The 21,545-nt window shown below is 47.6% G+C and carries 18 protein-coding genes and 1 tRNA gene; 12 read left to right on the forward strand and 7 right to left on the reverse strand.

The window, feature by feature from the left end; translation table 11 throughout:
• Window positions 1-74: 74 nt before the first annotated feature.
• The 3 genes from CA267_RS11165 to CA267_RS11175 all read right to left on the reverse strand — a co-directional run bounded on the left by CA267_RS11165 (window position 75) and on the right by CA267_RS11175 (window position 2,674).
• Window positions 75-1,163 carry a methyltransferase gene (locus CA267_RS11165; protein ID WP_083638188.1) on the reverse strand — a complete coding sequence of 363 codons (1,089 nt, stop codon included), beginning with the start codon at window positions 1,161-1,163 and terminating at the stop codon, window positions 75-77.
• Window positions 1,160-1,879, reverse strand: coding sequence for a tRNA (guanosine(46)-N7)-methyltransferase TrmB (trmB, locus tag CA267_RS11170; RefSeq protein ID WP_075607403.1), 720 nt, complete (start codon window positions 1,877-1,879; stop codon window positions 1,160-1,162). The genes CA267_RS11165 and trmB overlap by 4 nt, the downstream gene beginning before the upstream one ends.
• Before the next feature lie 96 nt (window positions 1,880-1,975).
• A complete protein-coding gene (locus CA267_RS11175) occupies window positions 1,976-2,674 on the reverse strand; it encodes an alpha/beta fold hydrolase (RefSeq protein ID WP_075607402.1) in 699 nt (232 codons plus the stop codon).
• Between the two features lie 93 nt (window positions 2,675-2,767).
• Between CA267_RS11175 and mutY the strand changes: the two genes are divergently transcribed.
• From mutY to CA267_RS11190, 3 genes are all read left to right on the forward strand, one after another.
• Complete coding sequence (mutY, locus tag CA267_RS11180) at window positions 2,768-3,808, forward strand: A/G-specific adenine glycosylase (protein ID WP_170669053.1); 1,041 nt, start codon at window positions 2,768-2,770, stop codon at window positions 3,806-3,808.
• Between the two features lie 30 nt (window positions 3,809-3,838).
• Window positions 3,839-4,111: an oxidative damage protection protein gene (locus CA267_RS11185; RefSeq protein ID WP_075607400.1), complete on the forward strand. Its 273-nt coding sequence runs from the start codon at window positions 3,839-3,841 to the stop codon at window positions 4,109-4,111.
• Between the two features lie 141 nt (window positions 4,112-4,252).
• Window positions 4,253-4,328, forward strand: a tRNA-Phe gene (locus tag CA267_RS11190).
• 89 nt (window positions 4,329-4,417) lie between these two features.
• On the opposite strand, the gene CA267_RS11195 is transcribed toward CA267_RS11190, so the two are convergent.
• From CA267_RS11195 to CA267_RS11205, 3 genes are all read right to left on the reverse strand, one after another.
• Window positions 4,418-4,636 (reverse strand): hypothetical protein, encoded by a 219-nt coding sequence (locus CA267_RS11195; protein ID WP_075607399.1) that lies wholly within the window; start codon window positions 4,634-4,636, stop codon window positions 4,418-4,420.
• 185 nt (window positions 4,637-4,821) lie between these two features.
• On the reverse strand, window positions 4,822-5,046 hold the full coding sequence (gene tnpB, locus CA267_RS19240; protein WP_408609392.1) for an IS66 family insertion sequence element accessory protein TnpB: 225 nt from the start codon (window positions 5,044-5,046) through the stop codon (window positions 4,822-4,824).
• Entirely contained in the window at window positions 5,043-5,222 is a 180-nt protein-coding gene (locus CA267_RS11205) for a hypothetical protein (RefSeq protein WP_083638187.1), read from the reverse strand. Before CA267_RS11205 ends, tnpB begins: the two co-directional genes overlap by 4 nt.
• A gap of 1,066 nt (window positions 5,223-6,288) precedes the next feature.
• Here CA267_RS11205 and CA267_RS11215 point away from each other — a divergent pair.
• Together CA267_RS11215 and CA267_RS19150 are read left to right on the forward strand one after the other, a co-directional pair.
• A complete protein-coding gene (locus CA267_RS11215; RefSeq protein WP_139316203.1) occupies window positions 6,289-7,035 on the forward strand; it encodes a CPBP family intramembrane glutamic endopeptidase in 747 nt (248 codons plus the stop codon).
• A gap of 181 nt (window positions 7,036-7,216) precedes the next feature.
• Window positions 7,217-7,342 (forward strand): hypothetical protein, encoded by a 126-nt coding sequence (locus tag CA267_RS19150; protein ID WP_269748470.1) that lies wholly within the window; start codon window positions 7,217-7,219, stop codon window positions 7,340-7,342.
• A 146-nt stretch (window positions 7,343-7,488) separates the two neighbouring features.
• Here CA267_RS19150 and CA267_RS11220 read toward each other — a convergent pair whose 3' ends face one another.
• Window positions 7,489-8,988: an Hsp70 family protein gene (locus tag CA267_RS11220; protein WP_075607397.1), complete on the reverse strand. Its 1,500-nt coding sequence runs from the start codon at window positions 8,986-8,988 to the stop codon at window positions 7,489-7,491.
• A gap of 337 nt (window positions 8,989-9,325) precedes the next feature.
• On the opposite strand from CA267_RS11220, the gene CA267_RS11225 reads away from it, so the two are divergent.
• The 7 genes from CA267_RS11225 to CA267_RS11255 all read left to right on the forward strand — a co-directional run bounded on the left by CA267_RS11225 (window position 9,326) and on the right by CA267_RS11255 (window position 21,509).
• On the forward strand, window positions 9,326-10,603 hold the full coding sequence (locus CA267_RS11225; protein ID WP_075607396.1) for a PQQ-dependent sugar dehydrogenase: 1,278 nt from the start codon (window positions 9,326-9,328) through the stop codon (window positions 10,601-10,603).
• A 118-nt stretch (window positions 10,604-10,721) separates the two neighbouring features.
• Window positions 10,722-11,099 (forward strand): hypothetical protein, encoded by a 378-nt coding sequence (locus tag CA267_RS11230; RefSeq protein ID WP_075607395.1) that lies wholly within the window; start codon window positions 10,722-10,724, stop codon window positions 11,097-11,099.
• A gap of 89 nt (window positions 11,100-11,188) precedes the next feature.
• Complete coding sequence (locus CA267_RS11235) at window positions 11,189-12,547, forward strand: TolC family protein (RefSeq protein ID WP_075607394.1); 1,359 nt, start codon at window positions 11,189-11,191, stop codon at window positions 12,545-12,547.
• Window positions 12,547-14,322, forward strand: coding sequence for an efflux RND transporter periplasmic adaptor subunit (locus CA267_RS11240; RefSeq protein WP_075607393.1), 1,776 nt, complete (start codon window positions 12,547-12,549; stop codon window positions 14,320-14,322). Before CA267_RS11235 ends, CA267_RS11240 begins: the two co-directional genes overlap by 1 nt.
• The gene (locus CA267_RS11245; RefSeq protein ID WP_075607392.1) at window positions 14,319-17,480 is read left to right on the forward strand and encodes an efflux RND transporter permease subunit; all 3,162 of its coding nucleotides are present in this window, start codon (window positions 14,319-14,321) and stop codon (window positions 17,478-17,480) included. Before CA267_RS11240 ends, CA267_RS11245 begins: the two co-directional genes overlap by 4 nt.
• Before the next feature lie 161 nt (window positions 17,481-17,641).
• Entirely contained in the window at window positions 17,642-18,340 is a 699-nt protein-coding gene (locus tag CA267_RS11250; protein ID WP_075609887.1) for a hypothetical protein, read from the forward strand.
• 1 nt (window position 18,341) lies between these two features.
• Complete coding sequence (locus tag CA267_RS11255; RefSeq protein WP_075607391.1) at window positions 18,342-21,509, forward strand: endo-1,4-beta-xylanase; 3,168 nt, start codon at window positions 18,342-18,344, stop codon at window positions 21,507-21,509.
• The last annotated feature ends 36 nt before the right edge of the window (window positions 21,510-21,545 follow it).

The following is a 21,545-nucleotide window of genomic DNA, read 5'->3' on the forward strand; positions in this document are numbered from 1 at the left end:
ACAAACGCATAGTGCCTTGTCTGCTGCGTAGAGGAATGAGCTAAACATTATCATAGCGCTGGGTACCTGCGCTATTAAGATAACGCCAAATAAACCGTAAACTGCGTATTTTGCGCCAGCGTGTGCACTCGTGGGAACGTTTCCGACAGCAAGCCGGGGTAAGGCAGAAAGCGGTTAGCCACCATCTGCAGTGTTCCCTTAGGTTTGAGGAGCCGCTTAGCATCGGTGATAAATCGTTTAGTGACACTGTAATCGGTTTTCACGCCGGTGTGAAAAGGGGGATTCGTTATAATGTGTGAAAAGAGTTCTTCAACACCAAGTAAACCGTTTGCTGCAATGAGATCCGCCGTTTGGCCGTTGGCATTTAAGGTTTTTGCGGTCGCGTACAGCGCCAATGCGTTGACATCAAGAAAGGTCACTTTCAGATGTGGGTACTGCTTGAGCAGGTAACTGCCTACCACTCCGGCGCCACAGGCGAAGTCGAGCACGTGGCCGCGCAAGGTTGAAGAGGCTTTTTCAATCAGGATCTGCGTGCCATTATCTAATTCGCCATGGCTAAATACGCCTGGCACAGACACTACCTGCCACTGATCGTCGCCTATTTCGTAGGTCCGTTCGTCCAGCCATTCTTCGCTTTCAAAAGCAGGGAAGTCTTCATTTACCGAGCATGTAATAAGACTGCAATGACGAGCAGAATCAACCTTGTTGGTCTGCCCGTATTTGTCCATCAGCTTACCGGCGCTTTTAATGCCGCCTTTATTTTCTCCTACCACGTGAATGCGCCCGGTGGGAAGCACTGCGCCGGCGGCCATCTGTAACAGCATCTGTAAATGTGCTTTAGACTTGGGCATAACAACCATAACATCTGTATAAACGTTATGTTCAGAAAGAAAAGGAGCAAAGGTATGTAAGTGTTCGCCAACTTTTTGAGTGACAGAAAAGCCGTCTTTTTGCTGTACTACATCACGGCTATCAAACGACGCTGTCGAAATAACGCGCACGCTCTCTGAAAATACATCAAAGTATTGATGCATAACTGCAAGTTCGCGATGCGCCAGTTGTTCGGTGAAGTAAGCGTCGGCAGGGTTGATAAGTAACCACTTGCCTTGTTCAAAAAGCTCGATATTCCGTTCTAACAACTGGCTTTGCGGAGAAAGAATCATGCAACACGCTCGTAAATTAAATCCCAGACGCCGTGGCCCAATTTCTGGCCTCGGGTTTCAAATTTGGTAATTGGCCGATAATCAGGACGAGGCACAAAATGTCCTTCTTCGGCCGTATTCCGGTAACCTTCTGCCTGATCCATAACCTCCGCCATATGTTCAGCGTAAGCTTCCCAGTCAGTAGCCATATGGAAATGCCCGCCGACGGCAAGCTTTGAGCGCACCAGTTGAACAAATTCGGGCTGTACAATGCGTCGCTTATGATGGCGGGTCTTATGCCATGGGTCAGGAAAATAAAGCTGCAATCTTGCTAAGCTGCCATCCGGGATCATGTTTTTCAACACTTCCACTGCATCATGTTCCATGGCTCGCAAGTTGGTAAGACCAAGTTCGCCAGCGTCACCAAGACACGCACCCACGCCAGGCCGATGTACTTCAATTCCAAAGAAGTCTTTCGCGCGGTCGCTATCTGCCATTTCAACGAGAGATTTACCCATACCAAAGCCGATTTCCAGCACGACAGGCGCGCTACGCCCGTAAAGTTCGGCAAAGTTCAGCTCCGCGTCTGCGTACTCTACGCCCATTGTGGGCCAGTAGGCCTCCAGCGCTTTGGTTTGGCCATTGGTTAAGCGACCTTCACGTTTAACGAAGCTTTTCACTTTACTGATATAGACGCCAGCTGCTTCAGCTTCAGCCTGATTTTTAAATTGACCCATAGCGGTGCTCTATAGCCTGTTTTTTCTGGAGCGGCATTATCCAGTCTATGCTAAACAATGCAACGATTTGGTACAAAAGTAGCGCAATTCGCGTGTCTATGCATACATTTCTTTCAGCATCGCCGCAATTTCGGAGGGCTTTTCCAGAAGCGCCATATGACCGGCTCGATCAATTGGAAAAAAGGTTGCGCCAGGGAGGGAAGCTGCGACTTTTTGCACATCGCCAAAGGCCACAATTTCATCATCCTGAGCGGCAATAATATTCACAGGGAACGGCGCTTTTGCAATGGCAGAGGTTAAATCCGCGCGCGGTGTAGTGGCTGCGGTTTGGGCAAGCAGCGTGTTTCGGCCTAAGTCTTTGCCCATTTCCTGTATCACGCCGGTAACATCAGGATTTTTCTGATGTTCAGGATGAACAAACCGGTTCACATAGACTGGGCTTTCTGGCTTAAACTGACCTTTCTTTAACATGGTGATAAGCTGTCGTCTTCTAACCAGTTCTTGCTCATCTAATCCCTTTGGGTTGTAAGCAACCAGGGTGAGAGAAGCTACTTTTTCGACATTGCTGCAAGCCCACTGCGTAGCGATAAACCCGCCCATGGAAAATCCTATCAGATGCACTTTTTCGCCATCCAGAACTCTATCGCCAGTCAGTGCCAGCATTTCTTCCAGCGTTCCTGCCCATTGCAATGGAACGTAACGACGCTGAACAATAGCAAGTTGCCGCCATACAGGCAGCCACACTCTCTCGTCGCACAGTGTGCCGGGTAAAAACAGTACCGGGTTCTGCGTCATTGCGCCTCCAGTAAACACCTCATAGTTATGGATTGCATGCTATCATACCCCGCCTAAAGCTAACGATGTTTTCGTGGTATTGATAATCGTACAATGATAGATAATTTTGCTTCTCGCGTGCTGGCATGGTTTGACCAACACGGCCGTAAACACCTTCCCTGGCAACAGAATATTACGCCTTATGGCGTATGGGTGTCGGAAATCATGTTACAGCAAACTCAAGTGAGCACCGTGATCCCTTACTTCCAGAAGTTTATGCAAAGCTTTCCGAATGTTGGGGCGCTTGCGGCCGCGTCTCAGGACGAGGTGCTGCATCATTGGACGGGTTTGGGCTACTACGCCCGCGCCAGGAATTTGCATAAAGCGGCAAAAGTAGTAGTCGCAGAACTTGGCGGCGAGTTTCCTGTGGAAATTGAAAACGTCATGGCGCTGCCGGGAATCGGTCGCTCCACGGCTGGTGCCGTGCTGTCCCTTGCCTGTGGTCAAAGCCATCCGATACTGGATGGCAATGTTAAGCGCGTGCTTGCCCGATATTATGCTGTAGAGGGTTGGCCGGGACAAAAAACAGTAGAAAATACGCTGTGGCAATTTGCCGCTGAGCACACTCCGGATGAACGCTGCCATCGCTACACCCAGGCGATGATGGACCTGGGCGCGATGATTTGTACCCGCGGGAAGCCCGATTGTGACCACTGCCCGCTTCAGCAAGGCTGTTTGGCTTACGCGCAGGGGCGGCAAAGTGAGTTCCCCGGCAAAAAACCAAAAAAGACATTACCTGTTCGCACCACTACAATGTTGGCGCTGTTTTATCAACGCCAGGTAATGCTGACTCAACGTCCGGCCACAGGTTTGTGGGGCGGTTTGTACGGTTTTGCTGAAACCACAAATACTGTTGAGCAGGCGGCTGATTCACTGAATATCCAAGACTACCATTTGCAGGAACTGACGCCGTTTCGCCATACGTTCAGCCATTTTCATCTGGATATTACACCTGTATTGTTAATGGTCGAAGCACCAATGCGAAGAACAGTAGCGGAAAGTCAGCAGCGCTGGTTTTCTCTCGACGACCCTATTGAAGTTGGGCTGGCCGCACCCACTAAAAAAATTATAAACGAAATTAAGCAAATGCTTTAAGCTAGAAAACAAAGCAGAGGAAAAGTATTCATGAGTAGAACCGTATATTGCCAACATCTCAAAAAAGACGCTGACGGACTTGATTTTCAGCTGTACCCCGGAGAACTGGGTAAGCGTATTTACGACAATATTTCTAAAGAAGCATGGGCCGACTGGCAAAAAAAGCAAACCATGCTAATAAACGAAAATAAACTGAATATGATGGAGCCGGAAGCAAGAAAATTTCTTGAAGAAAAAATGGCTGCGTTTTTGTTTGAAGGTGAGCAACCGTCGATTGAAGGCTATGTTCCGCCGAAAAAATAATCGATTATCATCGTTTTGAACAAAGTATGCGCAATCGAAAAAAATTCTTAGAAAAACGGTTGACTTAAGACACGTAAATCCGTTTAATACGCACCCACAGCGCAACAGGTGCTAGCGCATCATAAAGTGCTAAACAGTTTTGCCTCGATAGCTCAGTTGGTAGAGCAGCGGATTGAAAATCCGCGTGTCCCTGGTTCGATCCCGGGTCGAGGCACCATTACTTAAGAGCCCTGCAAGCAATTGCGGGGCTTTTTTGTATCTGTCAGCCAGTCCCGAGTTTCCACATAAATCCGGTTTTTCCAAAAACTATTTAGAAAATTTTACCTTAATTGGCAACAATCTATAGTTTCGGATAGTTGCTACTTGTTCAGAAGAGCGATCGAACTGACGATGACGCAACCCCAACAACGCCTGCTGTAAGGTGAGAATAAGTGTTTCCTTTTGCACCAGTTTCGCCTGCATTTGCAACACCATCTGTTGGAGTGTTTGCTGGTCGTCGGGCAAGGTGTTCGTCGTCGTTTTCATGCTGAGCACGGTACCATCAAATACAGGTTAACACGCTGATTTAGTATGTTTTTTGTTGTCTTTCACCCTGCGTTTTTTGGGGCGTTGCGATGGGCAGGCGGTCGCCAATCTACGCCTTCAAGTAGTAAGGATAATTGGGCGTGTGTTAAATGCACTGCACCGGATCGAGCAGCAGGCCAAACGAACTAATCTTGCTCCAATCGCTTATAGTACATGCACAATCCTTGGCCATCCCACCAGAGTAATTTTATCTTGTCACCACGACGTCCTCGAAATACAAACACTTGGCCTGCAAACGGATTTTTATTCAACATATGTTGCACTAACGCTGATAAACCATCGAAGCCTTTACGCGTATCGCTGTGGCCGGCACAAAGCCAGATGCGCAGGTCGTGAGATAAGGTAATCATAATAACGCCGACAATAATAGACGTACTAGTTGCTCGTCGGCATGAGCCACTGTCAGACGATGCCCCGTGGTAAGCTCTACGGTAATCGTAGTGGAAGCTGGAGCAGGTTGTTTGGGTGGTGACGGGATAACCGGCAAAAACGCAGTGGGCTCCTCTTTGTGCAGTAACAACTGCATGCCCCTTGCAACGCGTACCCAGCGAGACTGCCCCTTTTTCACTTCACGTTTTCAGCGAAACACCTGGTTAGTATTAATGCTATTTTCTCTGGCAATCAGCGACACTGAACGAAAAGAAATGGCGGCTTGGTTGACGATATTCATCTTCCATTGGGGACTGAACGTTCGCCGACCCGCTACATCAACTTTCATACCCAACGATTAAGGTTCTGTTTTAGATTGGCTATTTCAATAGCATGCCCGATCTAACACTGGACTAAAGATGTGTTGCCCGTACGCTTGTGAAATTACTAGAATAGACCGTGTACTTATTACACCAAAGGAAGTGCAACTGTCGACTACATTGCAAGAGCTCGTTTAGCGCTTACGCGCAGAATTGGCTAAACAGAAAGTGCAAGCGTATGGTCGAGCTTTTGAATTAAAAATTGGGATGCTATTTGAGGCCGATATTATGTTAGAGCAGCGCACATTGGTTGAATGGTTGATAGAGCCAATTTATGGTCTAAAAGCACGAGTTAATTAGAGATATATATAAGAATTTTTCTAGCAGGGGAATACAAAAAAAGCTTCGTTAGAAAATAAGAGTGGCTGTCTTCGGTCTACTGTAGCGTTAATAAACTGAAGTCAGCTTAATTAAACAATATCAGTTAAGATAGAAAATCACAACTCAATATTTTTTATAACACAATAGTCGAACAGATGGAGTGAAGTAGTATGCGCGAACTAAATGTGAATGAAATAAAACAAGTCAGTGGCGGTAGCAGGATGGTTAGGTTTTTTAGATGGGCTGCTATGGAGGGAGCTTGGAGTGGTGGCGGTAATAATCGTTACGGTGCTTATGGCTGGAGACCTTAATTTCGGTAAAACGATTAAATCAGTAAGCTAGTAGAATAGACGTGGTCGGTCTTAGTTGCTACGTCTATTTTGTTACAATAATTAGAATAACACATAAACATTATATGTTATTTTTAGATGTATTTTCAGTTATCAATCCATTTCTCGATTTACTGAAATGCGTAAATAAATACTTATTTTTAATCTTAATAAATTTTAACAGAGTCTAAAGTTGAAACAATTTTCTTATGATAATATCAGCTATTTAGAGAAAAGTTCTTACGCGTGCTTGTCTATGTTGGGATGGTGCTTCACTCTTAGTTTTTTTCCTCTAACAATTTTTAGTTTTGTCATGTCAGTAGTGCTAGCCATCAACGGGTATAATATTTATGAGGAGAAGAATCCTCAGATCGAAATCATGATAGCTTTGGGAGCATCTATTTTATCTCCATTGTTATTTTATCCTCTTCTTAAATATGTGGTCGGTTCTCGGAGCTTCATAGGATTATTACGATATTTAGGGTTTAAAAAAGTAAGTTTGATCCTGTTGCTGTTAGTAGTTATTTCAACAGTTTTATTTGAGTTTCTTTGCGATATATCTATTTATATTTACGATCTTCCAATCGAATTCCTGACGCTCGAAATGAAAATTTTCGCAAACTCATTTAAAAATACAGCTTTAGTTATATTGGCTTGTTGCGTCATTGCTCCAACAATGGAGGAAATGATATTTCGCGGCTGGTTATTTCGAGGTTTGATCAATAAGGGGCTGTCTAGTATGGCTACAGTGGGAGTTACAAGTATTTTATTTACGTTATTTCATTTCCAATACCAAGATGCAATATCGTTAATTTTTATTCTACTTTATAGCTTGCTTTTAGGAGTTTTAAGACTAAAAACCGCTAATGTAAGTTATACGGTTATTGCGCATATTACTTCTAATAGTTACGTTATTTTTGCTCCTCTTTGGTTTGGTTAGGCGGAGGTGTGGACACTATATCTTAGTTCTTGATTTTGTAAACGATAGGGTTGGATTGGTTAAATCACCAGTTATCCCCTCCTACGGTAGTCTGCGCGGCATTCTGTATTGATATATCGTTCAGCATGAAGTACTCATTCAGCTTGAGCTCTCTCGCTTGCTGACAAAGCAAGTGCGACCGATGCAGCTTCTCCAGCAATTACCAAAGGAAAGCCTGGACTGGCCACCGAGATGGACCATCTGGCAGCGGGACGATGAGTTTGTTGAAGAGGCTCTGGGAGTGGCGGGCAATACGCGGTATTTCTAAAAATGATCCCAGACAAACCGACGGAATATCCGCCGCCGGTCACTGTTGTGTTGCCAGAAGCGTAAATCTGTTCTGGCCGGCTTCGCTTTATTGTGGGGCCGGGTACACGCAATTTTTTCTGCTTGCAGTAAACGAAATGCTTTAGGTTAAAGCTTGGCTGCCTGAATCGCCAGTCCCTCGCAAACCGAATTAAAGGCATCATTTTCCAGTAGCGGCAAGCCAGCTAATAACTCCTCGCAAAGTGCTTCTCTGACTACCGGAGACAAACTCATTCCGCCGGTAATCATAACTACCTCCGGCGCCTTGCTGCTTTGCGCCAGACAATCTTTTATTAAGCTTTTGACTTTGCTTAGCCAGGACTGCATCGACAGCTTTAGCATGGTGTTGTCGATATGCACGTCAAAATCTGGCTCGATATAATGCAACGGCAAGGTAATGGCGTCTTTTGAAGATAGCAGCTCCTTGGCCATTCGGGCCGAGTTAACCACCCGGGCAGAGAGCTTCTCTTCCTGCACGACAAGCAGGCGTTTAAGCAACTCAGGATTTTTGGTTATCGACAGAGTCTGGGCAATTTCCAGCCCATAATCATCGGAAAAGAAGCGGGTAAGTTTTGGGATATCGTCAACGGCACACATATCTGAAAAATAGGTGGGGGGTACGGGCAGACCGTTGTGCATTTGCAACCCAAGCCCCATCTGCGGCGCAAGCGTTTTTAGAACCAGGCTTTTGTCACATTCCATGCCACCCAAACGTTTCCCGGTTACTGCCAGAACATCTTGCTGACGATCAATCCGGGCATATCTTTCTGGGGCAAGATCAATACAGCAAATATCAGTCGTGCCGCCGCCAATATCCACCACCAGAGCGGTGGTAAGCTTTTGCAGCGAACGTTCAATTTCATATGCCGCAGCAATGGGTTCTTCAAGAAAGCTAACTTGACCGAAGCCGGCCAGATTCGCCGCCTGTGTCATAATGTCGATAGCCTGTGCATTTCCCGTTTCAAAGCGGGTGCCGTGAAACCGCACTGGGCGACCAATTACCGCAGTATCGACTGGCTGCTGAAGTTGCTGCTCGGCACACTGTTTAAAGTATTCCAACTGCCTTGCAATCATACCGACAAAAGCCTGCTTCTGGCTTTCTTCAAGGTTGGCGCCAAGGAAATTCTTCGGCGAATAAATTAACCTTCCTTTATCCGGGGTTTTCAGAAATCGCCTGAAGCCATCTTCGCCGAAAGCGAATTTGCCAGTCTCTACCAGTTGCTGCAATGACAGTTCCTGTACGGTCATATTTTTAAGCAGTAACTGAATAGCTCTGCGCTGCAATGCCGGACGGTTATGAAACTGCCCGCGCAGGTCGTCGACCTGCTCACTGTAAATCTGTTGTTCCCGTGGATCCTGAGCATCGTAATAGCCTTGCTTGGCTTTTTCGATTTGCCGGGTAATAGCGCGTTGTAGCTGACTAACCTTTGCTTCCACGATGGCGGCAGGCGGAACCGGCAGTTCATCTTCATAATAGATGAAGATTGAAGAGCGTATTTTATTACTGTTCTCAATCTGGGGATCTAATTGGATATGCTGGTGCTGGTTTCCATCAAAATACACCACTTCTGAATTAGACGTGCCGTAATCAATTCCTATCGCTGCCATACCTGCCGCTGTTCCTTTTGAAACGAAAGGCGAATTGTAAAGTATTGTTTAAGTACATTCACACTCAATTTTCTGCCTGAACAGGCTGTTCCAACTGAACTGCCGGAAAATACTGCCCGAACGCTTTAACAATTAAAGTAGGAAAGAACAATCCACACCAGCCCAGAGATAAGATAAAGGGAATAGAAAATAACAGTCATGCTGCGGTAATCCATCAATGAGATAGCTGCGTATAAAATCGCCTAATCAGGATTGTGCCGATGCGCGCTTTTAATGGGCGGTATTTGTCACTTTACCGAGCAGCTTCAGTCACTGACTCACTTAAAAAGGAAACCAGATGATAGGTAAATTATCACTTCTCTCGCTTGCTATAGTAGGAGCCAGTTTTTCCGCTCAAGCTCAGGTCGCCGTTAAACCAGAAAATGGCTATGCACTAGGACAAAAAGTGCCCTTGCCTGAACCTTATTCTACTGACTCCACCCGGCGCGAAACGAAGGTCGTAGGTTGGTCCAAGGGCAAAAAACCCACAGTACCAGACGGCTTTGAAGTAAAAGAATTTGCAGGTGATCTTCAGCATCCAAGATGGATTTATATTCTGCCCAATGAAGACGTTTTAGTGGCTGAGTCGAATGACAGCGACAGTAACAGCGCCAATCGCATTACCTTGTTTCGTGATAAAGATAAAGATGGCGTAGCAGATGAAAGGCATGTGTTTCTTGAGAATCTGAACCAGCCTTTTGGAATGGCATTAATAGAAGAAAATGCCTTTTATGTTGCTAATACCGATAGCATTATGCGTTTTCCTTATAAAAAAGGAATAGACTCAATAGGTACCAAAGGAGAAGTCATCCATAAACTGCCTGCGGGCGGCTACAATCACCACTGGACGCGGAATATTGAAGTGAATGATAGTGGCGATAAGTTGCTTCTTACTGTGGGCTCTTCCAGTAATGTGGGGGAATACGGCATTGAAAAAGAAGCGCGTCGTGCAAAAATATTTACGTTAGATCTCGAAGGGAATAATGAAGAGGTTTATGCCTCTGGCGTACGTAACCCTAACGGGTTGGATTACAATCCTGTAACGGGTGAGCTATGGGCGGCGGTGAACGAACGCGATGAGTTGGGTGATAATCTGGTACCGGATTATGTCACCAGCATCAAAAAAGGCGGATTTTACGGCTGGCCCTATAAATATTTTGGTGAACATGCAGACCCACGTTGGCAAGACAGAATGCCAGAAGACTTGCCAAAAGAGACGATTGTGCCTGACATCGCGGTCGGTAATCATACAGCCACAATGGATCTGGAATTTTATAAGGGTGAGGCATTTCCTGAAAAATATCACAATGGCTTGTTTGCTGCACAACACGGTTCATGGAACAGAGCAAAGTATAACGGCTACCGCGTGATATTTATGCCTTTTAAAGATGGCAAACCCACCGGAGAAATTGAAGAATTTATGGGCGGATTTCTTAAAAGCATGAAGAACGACGAAGCCTATGGTCGCCCAGTTGCTGTACGGGAAACGCCGTCAGGCATGTTGCTGATATCCGACGACAGTGGGAATAAAATCTGGTCGGTTCAGGCCACTTCAAAAAATTCCTCTTCTGATTAATCGTTAAATGTAGACTGGCTTGTATCGTGTAGCCGGTCTACCCATTCCGCTACATGCGGGCTGTACATCTGCTTAATTTTGCAGTAACTTATCCGCCGTTGCTGGCGACTTTATTGTTATGAAAACTCCAACTGTTTCCCTTCTTAAAGTTATTTTTTTGATGCTCATTTTTATGGGGCAGGGAAACGGCCAGCTTGTAGATACCCTCTCGCAGATACAGAGCGACGAAAATCACATGGCCTCTGCGCCAATGATGTCCTCTCCTGATGCGCATCCCTGCAATATGTCGTCTGAAGATGAACCTATGACAGCCGAAGATGGTTGTTGCGGTGATACCTGTCAGTGTCCAGAGCAAGTTTGCTCAGGTTCGGTGTATTTAGCTTCTCAACTCATTATGCCAGCGGATAGCTATGTTGATGAGCCAGCGTTACCTGGACAAACTTCATTGTCTTTAACTTTTCCCCCTTCTCGTTACCGACCACCCATAGCAGCTTAACCTGGTATACGTGCGCCTGAATTTTGGCCGCCAATCAAGGGATATATTTTTGCTTTTGCAACAATTTCCAGCATTTCTGGAGTTAAAAAATGGGTATTGGGTTACGCAAAACGCGGGCGTGTTACGCGTGCGTGTTATTGATATTTTCGCTGTTGGCGCCGGCGGCAACAGCAGCTGTCTTACATCTTAACGACGCTATAAAGCTCGCTTATCAGCACGATCCGTGGCTGGCGGGAAGTCGTTATCGTCAGCAGGCAATGGCGCAGCAGAGTATTGCAGCTGGAACACTGGCAGATCCGACAGTCGCCTTAAGTGTGGCAAATCTCCCTATGGATACCTGGGATTTCGATCAGGAAGCCATGACGCAGGTAAAAGTGGGTGTGTCACAAATGTTTCCGCGCGGGCGCTCGCTGGAAATAAAGCGTGCTGGCCTGCAACTGGAAGCGGCGCAGTTTCCTTATCTACGGCAGGATCGTAAAGCCAAAGTTGCAGTTAATGTGGCGGAATTCTGGTTAGATGCATGGTTGGCTCAGCAAACCATTACTTTAATTGAACGCGATAAGTTTCTGTTTGAGCAGCTTGCCGAAATTGCCAATGCCCAGTACGCCAACGTAACCGGCAATGTGCGCCAGCAGGATGTGATTCGCTCGCAACTGGAACTGGTGCAGCTTGACGATAGATTAACGTTGGCGCGGCAGCAATATCAGACTGCGCTTGCCAAACTGGAAGAATGGATAGCAAATGTTGATCAGGCAGACAGGCTGACATTATCGTCAGAATCCAGCTGGCAGCTTCCCGAACTGCTGCCGGAAATTACCCTTGGATATTCCAATGCAGAGAAAAAAGACACTTCTGTTGAGGCTTTAGTCGCTACGTTCAACAACCACCCATCACTCAAAGCCATTGAAAACCAGATAGCCGCTGCAACCACAGACATTGCCCTGGCGCAGGAACAATATAAACCTCAATGGGGCGTGAACGCCAGCTACGGCTATCGCGACAATTCTCCTCAGGGGATCGAGCGGGCTGACTTTTTCTCAGTGGGGTTAACGGTTGATGTTCCTCTGTTTACAGACAATCGCCAGGATAAAATGGTGTCATCTGCTATTGCGAGTGCCGAGGCGGTGAAAACGGACAAGCGACTGATGCTGAAAAGTATGCTCGCTCAGTTTCAGGCGCTGCATCAGCAGCTTAAGGGGCTGCACCGACGCCAGGCGCTGTACCAGGAGCAATTATTACCTCAGATTCATGAGCAGGCGGAGACCGCGCTTACTGCGTACACCAATTCTGAAGGCGATTTTGCTGAAGTTGTACGCGCTCGCATAGCTGAACTTAATGCCAGAATAATAGCGACAGGAATTGATGTGGACATTTTAAAAACCCGCAGCCGCATAAATTACTTTTTTGTTGAGGCAGAGCCCGTTGCCATTTGGCAGGGAGAACACTAATGCGTTCATTAACAAAACTCACGCTCGGGATTGTCGCTGGTATTGTCGTCGGGGCGGGGGCAGCCTGGTTGTTGCTATCGTCAAATCAAGGTTCGCGGGATGATGCAGTTGCCCCTCGGGAACCTTTATATTGGGTTGCACCCATGGACCCAGAATACCGCCGCGATGCGCCGGGGAAATCTCCCATGGGCATGGATTTAGTTCCTGTATATGAAGATACCACGTCAGAAGAAGACTATGGTGCCGGCGTTGTAACTATAGCACCGGCAATGGTGAATAATCTGGGCGTTCGCACGGCGAAAGTGCAGCGTAATGTGCTGAAATCCGCAATACAGACCGTGGGCTATGTTCAATACAATGAAGATGAACTTGTGCATATTCACCCGCGGGTAGAAGGGTGGATTGATAAACTTTATATTAAAGCAACAGGCGAACCCGTCACCCGTGGAGAACCTCTCTACACTTTATATTCTCCTGCATTGGTAAATGCACAGGAGGAATATTTAATTGCCAAGAGGCGCGGTAATGCCAGCCTTATCAGCGCTGCAAAAGAACGCCTGAAAGCCTTACAGCTTGCGCCACAAGTGATCAGCGCTCTGGAAAAAACCAGCATTGTGCAGCAAAACATTACGTTCTACGCGCCGCAAAGCGGCGTCGTGAATAAGCTTTCCACTCGTGAGGGCTTTTACGTGAAGCCCGGCGATACCTTGATGAGCATTGGTCAGTTAGATGAAGTGTGGCTTGAAGCCGAAGTCTTTGCGCGTGATGCAGGGGCTATCCAACAGGGGCTGCCAGTTACCGTTAATCTTGATTATCAGCCAGGTAAGCAGTGGCGGAGCGACATTGACTACATTTACCCTTCAGTTAACCAACAAAACCGCACTTTGCGTTTCCGCGTTCGGTTGGAAAATCCAGACCGGGTTTTAAAACCTAATATGTTTGCGTCCATTACCGTACATTTGCAAGAAGAGGACGAGGCGTTGGTTGTGCCTCAGGAGGCCGTTATTCGCACCGGCAGCCAAAACAGGGTTGTTGTCGCCTTAGAGGAAGGACGTTTTAAATCTATTGAGGTTACGCTGGGCAGGGAAAGCGAGGATGAGGTGGAAATATTAAGCGGTGTTAGCGAAGGTGACACTGTGGTGACTTCTGCCCAATTTTTATTAGATTCAGAATCCAGTAAAACATCTGATTTTATCCGCATGCAAAGTGACAGTAAGTCCCAAAGCATCTGGACCAGAGGCGTGGTTGAGACGGTAATGCCGGCGCATCGAATGGTAACCGTTTCCCATGACGCCATACCCGAGTGGGAGTGGCCGGAAATGACAATGGACTTTAATGTAGCGGATGCGGTTGATATCACTCAATTGGCAGAAGGGTTGAGTTTACATCTGGAAATTACACGCCGTGCGGACGAAGAATATGCCATTACGGCTATTCATGTGATGGGGCACGACATGTCAGAAGATGAACTGACTGAAGGCGCTACTGAACAAGAACCAGATGTGGATACCGCAACCGTCAACGGTACTATCGAAAATATTGACAGGCAAAATCGCATTCTGGTCATTAGCCGGGACGCTATTGAAAAGTGGAATAGACCACCAGCGACTGTAGAATTTGCGCTTGCCGCCAACATAGAAATTGATCAACTGCACGAAAACATGGCAGTCACCTTCACTTTTGAAGTACGCGACGATTTCGTTATCGTGGCCATTGCGCCGCAGCAAGACCATCAAGGCATGGATCACGCTGGTCATGAGGGACGCAAACCATGATTGCGGCGATTATACGCTGGTCAGTTAACAACCGATTTTTGGTGTTGCTGGCCACGTTGCTTCTGATTGGAGCAGGTATTTATTCGGTAAAAAGTACGCCGGTTGATGCCATCCCCGATTTGTCTGATGTTCAGGTGATCATTAAAACATCTTACCCTGGCCAGGCACCCCAGGTTGTCGAAGATCAGGTGACGTATCCTTTGACCACAGCAATGTTGGCAGTACCGGGGGCGCGTACGGTGAGAGGGTTCTCCTTTTTTGGCGATTCCTATGTTTATATCATTTTTGATGAAACTACTGACTTGTACTGGGCGCGAAGCCGGGTGCTTGAATACTTAAGTCAAGTAGCGCCTTCGCTACCGGAAGCCGCAAAATCACAGTTAGGGTCAGACGCCACCGGCGTTGGCTGGGTGTACCTGTATGCGCTGGTTGATCGCACCGGTGCGCATGATCTTAGCCAACTGCGTAGTATTCAGGACTGGTTTTTAAAATACGAGCTGCAAACTGTGCCGGGCGTGGCAGAAGTGGCGACCGTAGGCGGTATGGTGAAGCAGTATCAGGTGCAGGTTGACCCGAACAAACTGCGGGATTATCAGGTACCGCTAAGTACGGTGCTGTCAGCGCTAAAACAAGGAAACCAGGAAGCTGGCGCTTCTGTTATCGAAATGGCAGAGGCGGAATACATGGTCACCACCACTGGTTACATCAGCAGCCTGAGCGATATTCGGCAAATTCCCTTAAGAGCAAGCGCTAAAGGAACGCCGCTTACATTAGGAGATATCGCCACGGTACAACTGGGGCCACAAATGCGTCGCGCAGTGGCAGAGCTTAACGGTGAGGGCGAGACTGTTGGCGGCATAGTGGTGATGCGCTTTGGCGAAAACGCGCAGCAAACGATAGCTAACGTAAAAGCCAAACTGGCGCAACTGCAGGCCGGATTACCAGAAGGAGTAGAGCTGGTTACCGTTTATGATCGCTCGGGTCTGATAGACAGAGCGGTGGAAAATCTTTGGCATAAATTATTCGAAGAATTTCTGGTGGTAGTGCTGGTTTGTGTGGCCTTTTTATTTCATCTGCGGTCTTCACTGGTGGCGGTTATCAGTTTGCCTGTGGGTATTCTGGTTGCATTTATCATCATGCACCTGCAGGGGATCAATGCCAACATTATGTCTTTAGGCGGTATTGCCATTGCTATTGGTGCCATGATTGATGGTGCTATTGTAATGATAGAAAACATGCATAAACACATGGAGCGTACACCGTTAACGAAAGAAAATCGGTGGCAAGTGGTGGTGGATTCCGCTACTGAAGTCGGTCCTGCGCTGTTTTTCTCTTTATTGATTATTACTGTCTCCTTTGTGCCGGTGTTTACGTTGCAGGGCCAGGAAGGAAAGATGTTCGCGCCGCTGGCTTACACCAAAACCTATGCTATGGCCGCAGCCGCCGCACTTGCCGTTACGCTGGTGCCGGTTTTGATGGGTTACTTTGTGCGGGGAAACGTTCTGCCCGAACATAAAAACCCGGTGAACCGTTTTCTGGCCACGCTTTACCTTCCTATGTTGAAAGGGGTGTTGCGCTATCCAAAGTTAACGCTCGGAGCCGCGTTGATTGTCTCCGTAGTAGGTCTTTGGCCAGCCGCTAAAATCGGCAGTGAATTTATGCCGCCGCTGGACGAAGGCGACCTGATGTACATGCCTACCACGTACCCGGGAATCAGCATTGGCAAAGCCCGAGAGCTCCTACAACAAACTGATAAACTCATTAAAACAATTCCTGAAGTTAAGACGGTGTTCGGTAAAGTAGGGCGGGCTGAAACGGCGACGGATCCTGCACCACTCACCATGATTGAAACCTTCATTCAATTTAAGCCGCAAGAGCAATGGCGCCCAGGCATTACGCCGGAATCATTGCGACAGGAACTCAATGCGCTGGTGAAAATTCCGGGGCTCACTAATGCCTGGGTAATGCCAATAAAAACCCGAATCGACATGCTGGCAACCGGCATCAAAACACCAATAGGCATAAAAGTGGCCGGTCCGGAGCTAACGGTTATTCAACAAATTGGTAAACAACTGGAAACGGTATTATCTGAGGTTAAGGGAACCGTCTCGGTTTATTCTGAAAGAGTGGCTGATGGGCGCTACCTCACTATTGATATTCAGCGAGATAAAGCGGCGCGCTTAGGCATGAATATCGCCGACGTTCAGCAGATTATAGCCAGTGCCGTGGGGGGCGCAACAGTCACTCAGTCGGTGGAAGGTGTAGAGCGCTATCCGGTGAATGTGCGTTATCCGCAGGAGTATCGGGATTCACCAGAGCGCTTGCGTAACCTGCCAATTGTTACCAGGGAAGGGCTCAATATCGCGTTAGGAGATATTGCTGATATTCGTATTGAAGATGGACCGGCCGGGATCAAAAGCGAAAACGCTCGCCTGAACGGCTGGGTGCTGGTGGATATTGATAACGTGGATATAGGGACTTACGTTGAGCAGGCTAAGCAGGTGGTTGCAGAACAAATCAACTTACCGCCAAGATACTCTATAAGCTGGGCGGGGCAGTACGAATACATGGAGCGAGCCAAAGCAAGGCTGAACGTGGTAGTGCCGCTAACCTTGGCTATCATTGTGGTGCTGCTTTATTTAAGCTTTCGCAATGTACGCGATGTGGCAATGATTGTTATCACTTTGCCGTTAGCGATGATTGGCAGCGTATGGTTAGTGTATTTTTACGGCTTTCACTTTTCCGTAGCCGTTGGGGTGGGTTTCATTGCGCTGGCTGGGGTAGCGGTGGAAATCGGCGTGATCATGCTGGTATATCTTAACCAATCAGTTGATGCCATCAAAAAACCGCAAGGCTCATCCGGCGCCCATTTTACCCACGATCAACTAATCAACGCGATACTAGCAGGTGCAGGCATGCGGGTGCGCCCGGTATTGATGACAGCGACTGCCGTTATCGTGGGACTGCTGCCTATTCTGATTGGTTCTGGCACCGGATCGCAGGTAATGCAGCGCATTGCCGCGCCTATGGTAGGCGGAATGATCTCTGCAGTTTTCCTGACATTGCTGGTTCTGCCTGCGCTTTTTCTTATTGTGCATCGCCAAGGAGGAAGCAAGTCGCCTTTCTTTTCTGCGGGCCCGTTGAACAAAGAAAGCTAAAAACGTCAATCGTAAGTAAAATAAATGTATTTAAAATGTTAATGTTGGTTGCTACATCTCTATAGGTTAAAGCACACGTTGAGGTCTCGCAGCAAAGAAGACCGTGTTTTTTCGCTGACCAATAACAGGGCATCTGCCCAATTACTAAAGAGATGGGACAAATGAACAAACGACTTTTACTTTGTTTTCTGGTGACATGTCTGACATCACCAGTAGCAATCAGTGCAGCAATTACCAATGGAAATTTCGCCAGTTGTGACTTTGCAGGTTGGCAGAAAGACACCGACGGGTTAGGTGATATCTCAACGGTTAATGATTTCCAGATTACCGGCACCAGCCCACAGTGCAGCGCGGAGCTTTTGGTAGATGGCGCAAACACAGAAGCCTTTTTTGCCAATACCCTGTACCAGCGTCTGGACTTTATCGATAGCCAACCGATGATGCTGTCTTTTGATTTAGAGCTGGCAAGCCGTTTAACCAGTAGTGATCAAGGTTTTGTGGGCGATTACGCAGTTGTTGCAATCAGCGATGGCACAGGGAATTATTTTGATGCCCAGGGCAATAGTGGTTTTTTGTTTAGCGGCATTATTGACGGTATGGAATCATTGGCACTTTCCTACACCCTGGCTGATGTATTTGACTCAGCGTCTGACTGGTTCCTCGAATTTCAGCTAAACATTGGCGCAGATGCAGAAGGATTGTCTGACGGCGGCGTTTCTTCAATGCGAATTGATAATGTCACGCTGGCTTCGGTACCCGCGCCAGCCACTTACGGGCTTTTTCTGTTAGCCGCAACAGCTTTAGTACAGCGTAAACGGCGTATGTCTGTGTTAGTACTGCTTAATGGCAGGAGTGTGTAGCATGGCAACTTTACACAAAGCAATGTTAACCGCTGCGCTTCTTGCAGCCACTCAACAGGCTTCGGCGGCATGGATCAGCGTGCCTGACGAAGCACAAGTTCAGACTACCCGGCCTGTTTTCGACCGTATTAACCGCGTTTACACTTCTGTCGTCACCATCACCAATCCTCATGATACCGCGCTGGCAGGCCCGCTTCGGGTACTAATTACCGACAGCAACATTCCGGTTTTTGAGCCTTCCGGTTACACCGACGCAGGTATTCCCTTTATCGACATTAAGAAAGATCAACTGGCAGCGGGAGATTCCACTTCTTTTCAAGTGAGCTTTGAGCTACAACGTAAACAGCTTTCTTTTAATGCGTCTTTACAGCAAGACAACCCTAACGTTGGGGTGTATGCGGAAGCTGAAGGTGGTGCATCCGCAGCCCTTACTTTCCTTGGTAGCAGCTTTACAGTAACGCCGGGAACTCCTGGTTACGTATCCATCGATAGCACCTCGGCAAATCCGCCAGAAGATGACAACCGCGTTGGTGAGCTATCGGTCACGTTTTCAGATGCAGGAACTTTTGATTTATACGCGCGAGTTCGCGTGGGTTCTGACGGCGCGGAAGATGACAGCTTCTATGCGCCTGACAGCTTTGGCGGGCAAAACGATTGGCTTCTGGTTAATAATATTTCGGGCTATATTGCGCCCGGAGAAGAAGGCTACACTCCCGGCGAACGCGTTACCGGAAGCGGTTCATCGGCAACCAACGTATTTAAATGGATGCGGTTTACCGATACTACCTACCAGGTGAATGAAAACGACAGCACTTACACCTTTCGCTATGGCGGTCGCGAAGACGGCCTGGATATCGACAAATTTGTGTTTGCTCCAAAAGGGCTGGTGTTTACCGTAGAAGCACTGGAAAACGGTATGCCCGGGGAAAGATTGCCGCCTGAAGAACCTTATGTACCAGAAGAGCCACCGCTTGCCCAGGGCCAGGAGAAATTTCTCGGCGGAGTTTGCTGTGGTCGCCAGCGGCCAAACTTCGAAGCCTACTGGAATCAAGTGACGCCAGAAAACGCAGGCAAGTGGGGCTCCGTTGAAGCAGTTCGTGACAGCTATAACTGGGCTGAACTCGACGAAGCATATCAGTTAGCCAAAGATAATGGCTTTGTGTATAAACATCACGTCTTGGTTTGGGGCAATCAGCAACCGGAATGGCTTCGTGGTTTATCTGCAAGTGAGCAGCTTGAAGAAATTCAGGAATGGTATCAGGCGGTCAATGAACGCTACCCGGCAATTGATTTTATAGAAGTGGTAAACGAATTCGATAATGATCCACCCAACAGTGCCAATGACGGACCGGGATATATCGACGCCCTTCGGCTGTTCAACCCGCAAACCACTGCTGATCTTGTCGAACAGTATGTAGGTAGTGGCTTACCTCCCGTAGAGGCGGCGAATAAAGCCGCTGAATATGATTGGATTATCAACGCGTTTCAAATGGCGCGAGATACATTCCCGACCTTCACCAAGCTGATGATCAACGAATATAGCGTCATCAATACCGCCACCCGTACCGACAAAATGATAGAAATAGCGAACCTGTTGCAAGCGCGCGGCCTGATTGATGCCATTGGCTTTCAAGGGCATGCATTTTCTACCACCGGACCAGTAGATACCATGCTAGAGAACATTGATAAGTTAGCCGCTCAGACAGGGCTGGATTTGTATGTTACAGAGCTGGATATTGATGGACCTACAGATCTTACGCAACTACTGGATTATCAGCGCTTGTTCCCAATGTTCTGGGAACATCCTGCTATAAAAGGGGTGACGGTGTGGGGCTACCTGCCGGGTCATTGGCGAGAAAATCAGGGGGCTATTCTGGCGTATGAAAACGGCGCCGAAAAACCAGCGTTAGTGTGGTTACGCAGTTATATGCGCGGGCTGTCGCCAAAAATCATCAATCCAGGGGTAATTACCGTAGAGCCAGGTACAGCCACAGGAACTGTGGTGACAGATTTAGTCTCCACTTCGTCTGACGATGTAGTTCATGATAATAACGACGAGGTTGTCTGGAAACTGCTGGGAGGCAACGAGCAGAACCTGTTTACGCTAGATCCGCAAAGTGGAGAGTTGCGGGTAACGGGCAACGTAACCCCAGCGCTTCATAATCTGTACATTCAAGTGCAGGAAGACGAATACACCAGTATGGTGCTAAACCTGCAAATATTGGTACCCGGCGATGAGTTACCGCCTACTGTCATTGAATATGATTTTTTAAATGATGCTCAGGGATGGCGCGGTGATTATGGTACCGCGGCCACAGTAGGATACGATGGTGATAAGCAAGCTGCCGTACTTACGCCAGATTGGGGGGCTAACGCCGCCGAGCAGGTCTACATCAAAGAGATCAGTTTGACGAATTTCACTGACGCAACGCTGAGTTATACTTTTAGCGTGACCCAGCAGCAAATCGATGGTGGTTTAACAATACAGCCATTTATCCAAACTGGCGCGCCCAGCTACTCACGTATTTATGGCAGCGCGCAACCTTTAACTACCGGCTCAAATACGGTCACATTTTTGCCGCAGGATAACGGCAATCAGGATATCGAAATTGTTGAGCGGGTAGGCTTGCAGTTAAACGGGCCGCTAAGTGCGGGTTTAGCTGACAATGTACTGCTGGAAAATGTGAATATTTCCATTCCGGTTTCAGCGCCCCCGGTAAGTAGTATTTACTTCGATTTCGCCGATGGCGTTCAAGGTTTACGGGGAGATTACGACACCGCAGCCACCGTTGTACATGAGGTCAGCAGTGCTGCGGTGCGGCTACTGCCTAATGGTGCTGCCGACGTTCATAATTATATTATGGAAATCAGCAGCAGGGACTTTTCTGGCAGTACCTTGAATTATTCCGTGATGCTATCTCAAGCGCTGGTAGATGCGGGAGTAACATTGCAAGGCTATCTTCAAACTGGAGCGCCGGACTATACCCGTTTGTATGGCGAGCTGGTACCTGCGCTTGCAGGAGAATTTACCTTCTCGTTTACGCCAGCGGATAATGGTAGTGGTGCCATTGCCAATATTCAGCGAATTGCTTTACAAATCAACGGCCAATTCAGTGGCACAGGCGAAGAAACTGTACAATTAAAAGCTATCGAAGTGCAGTTTCCGTAAATTCTGATAGCCTGCTCTATAGTTCCCAAAGGGTAA

This window comes from Alteromonas pelagimontana (assembly GCF_002499975.2).
GTDB lineage: Bacteria > Pseudomonadota > Gammaproteobacteria > Enterobacterales > Alteromonadaceae > Alteromonas > Alteromonas pelagimontana.

Coding starts and splice junctions, on each gene's coding strand:
- tnpB (WP_408609392.1), bottom strand. CDS start 5,046: ATGATTACCTTATCTCACGACCTGCGCATCTGGCTTTGTGCCGGCCAC.
- CA267_RS11230 (WP_075607395.1), top strand. CDS start 10,722: ATGAAAACTCCAACTGTTTCCCTTCTTAAAGTTATTTTTTTGATGCTC.
- CA267_RS11225 (WP_075607396.1), top strand. CDS start 9,326: ATGATAGGTAAATTATCACTTCTCTCGCTTGCTATAGTAGGAGCCAGT.
- CA267_RS19150 (WP_269748470.1), top strand. CDS start 7,217: ATGCAGCTTCTCCAGCAATTACCAAAGGAAAGCCTGGACTGGCCACCG.
- CA267_RS11165 (WP_083638188.1), bottom strand. CDS start 1,163: ATGATTCTTTCTCCGCAAAGCCAGTTGTTAGAACGGAATATCGAGCTT.
- CA267_RS11175 (WP_075607402.1), bottom strand. CDS start 2,674: ATGACGCAGAACCCGGTACTGTTTTTACCCGGCACACTGTGCGACGAG.
- CA267_RS11205 (WP_083638187.1), bottom strand. CDS start 5,222: ATGCAGTTGTTACTGCACAAAGAGGAGCCCACTGCGTTTTTGCCGGTT.
- mutY (WP_170669053.1), top strand. CDS start 2,768: ATGATAGATAATTTTGCTTCTCGCGTGCTGGCATGGTTTGACCAACAC.
- CA267_RS11185 (WP_075607400.1), top strand. CDS start 3,839: ATGAGTAGAACCGTATATTGCCAACATCTCAAAAAAGACGCTGACGGA.
- trmB (WP_075607403.1), bottom strand. CDS start 1,879: ATGGGTCAATTTAAAAATCAGGCTGAAGCTGAAGCAGCTGGCGTCTAT.
- CA267_RS11255 (WP_075607391.1), top strand. CDS start 18,342: ATGGCAACTTTACACAAAGCAATGTTAACCGCTGCGCTTCTTGCAGCC.
- CA267_RS11240 (WP_075607393.1), top strand. CDS start 12,547: ATGCGTTCATTAACAAAACTCACGCTCGGGATTGTCGCTGGTATTGTC.
- CA267_RS11235 (WP_075607394.1), top strand. CDS start 11,189: ATGGGTATTGGGTTACGCAAAACGCGGGCGTGTTACGCGTGCGTGTTA.
- CA267_RS11245 (WP_075607392.1), top strand. CDS start 14,319: ATGATTGCGGCGATTATACGCTGGTCAGTTAACAACCGATTTTTGGTG.
- CA267_RS11250 (WP_075609887.1), top strand. CDS start 17,642: ATGAACAAACGACTTTTACTTTGTTTTCTGGTGACATGTCTGACATCA.
- CA267_RS11195 (WP_075607399.1), bottom strand. CDS start 4,636: ATGAAAACGACGACGAACACCTTGCCCGACGACCAGCAAACACTCCAA.
- CA267_RS11220 (WP_075607397.1), bottom strand. CDS start 8,988: ATGGCAGCGATAGGAATTGATTACGGCACGTCTAATTCAGAAGTGGTG.